The sequence below is a fragment of the Kitasatospora sp. NPDC059571 genome, from assembly GCF_042735675.1.
Taxonomy (GTDB): domain Bacteria; phylum Actinomycetota; class Actinomycetes; order Streptomycetales; family Streptomycetaceae; genus Kitasatospora.
Window position 1 is genome coordinate 1 of the sequence record NZ_JBHWBW010000816.1, and the last position, 1,483, is coordinate 1,483.

The 1,483-nt window shown below is 74.0% G+C and carries 1 protein-coding gene; it reads left to right on the forward strand.

Features of this window, described 5'->3' with window-relative positions:
• Positions 1 to 84 precede the first annotated feature (84 nt).
• Positions 85 to 1,377: an esterase-like activity of phytase family protein gene (locus tag ACFV0G_RS39280; protein WP_380558694.1), complete on the forward strand. Its 1,293-nt coding sequence runs from the start codon at positions 85 to 87 to the stop codon at positions 1,375 to 1,377.
• Positions 1,378 to 1,483 lie beyond the last annotated feature (106 nt).

Genomic DNA, 1,483 nt, shown 5'->3' on the forward strand with positions numbered 1-1,483 from the left:
GGACCGGGAGTTCACCGACCGGACGACGGCCCGTCAGTCCGAATCCGCGCGGCGGACGGGGCACTGCCCCGATGCTGGTCGACCATGCGACTGACCCGAATCGCCCCGTTGACGGCCGCCGTGCTGGCGCTCCTCGCCCCGACCGCGGCCGCCGCGGCCGACCTGCCCGCCCCGCGGCACGACGGCAGCTGGACGTACCGCAACCCGGCCCCGATCGGCGGCGGCCTCGCCCTCGGCGGCTTCAGCGACCTGGTCCCGGCCGACGACTCCGGCCGGGAGTTCTGGACCATCACCGACCGCGGCCCGAACGCCGACGCCCCCGCGGACACCGACAAGATCTTCCTCAAGCCCGACTACACCCCGCAGATCCTGCGGATCCGGCTGGCCCGCGACGGCGGCATCGAGATCGTCCGCCGGATCCCGCTGCGCGTCCCGCACGGGCAGACCGACCCGGTCACCGGCACCCGTTTCCTGACCGGCCTGCCGCCCGCCGCGCTGACCGCCGAGCGGCCGGTCGACATCCGCGGCGCGGCGCTGCCCGACGACCCGTACGGCGTCGACAGCGAGGGCCTGGTGCGGGCCCCCGACGGCTCGTTCTGGGTCAGCAGCGAGTACGGCTCCAGCGTGCTGCACTTCTCCGCGCACGGCGTGCTGGACACCGTCCTGGTGCCGGCCGGCTCGGCGTTCACCGCGCCGGGCGTGCGGGTGCTGCCGATCCTGCCCGCGATCGAGGCCAAGCAGAAGAACAACAAGGGCCTGGAGGGCCTGACCATCTCGGCGGACGGCCGCACGCTGTACGCCGCGCAGCAGACCCAGTTGTCCAACCCGGACTCCAAGGCCGCGAAGAAGTCGCTGGTCCAGCGGGTGTTCCGGATCGACATCGGCCACCGCACGCCCGCCATGAGCGGTGAGTTCGCCTTCCAGCGGGAGGCGGACGGCGCCACCGACGGCGGCTGGTCGACCTCCTCGGTCAACTGGCTGGGCACCGACCGGCTGCTGGTCGAGGAGCGGGACGCGCTGCGCCCGACCGTCCACACCAAGCTGTTCGAGGTGGACTTCCGGCAGGCCACCAACCTGCTGGGCACCAAGTGGGACAGCCCGGCGACCGTGCCGACGCTGGAGCTGGACACCACCGGGGTGGCGCTGGGCGCCAAGCGGCCGGTGTTCGACGCCGCCGCGGCCGGGGTGGCCAACGGCAAGCTGGAGGGCATCGCGGTGCGCCCGGCCGGGCACGGCGCCGTGCAGCTCGTCCTGGTGGACGACAACGACTTCGGGGTCGACTCGGTCAAGGACGGCGCGGTCGTCCCGAACAACGCCCCGACCCGGGTGGACGCCTACACCCTGCCGGCCGGGACCGTGCGCCTCGACCGGCGCTGAGCGGGCACTGATCGGGCGTGTGGGTGGGGGTGCGGGGGTGAGCCCGCCCAGAAGGGGAGGATGAGCTCCACGTCGGGGTGGGTGTGGTGAGGGGCGGCGAGCGGAC

What these genes read in the sequence shown, in the direction of transcription:
- ACFV0G_RS39280 (WP_380558694.1), top strand. Translation starts at nt 85, where the DNA reads ATGCGACTGACCCGAATCGCCCCGTTGACGGCCGCCGTGCTGGCGCTC.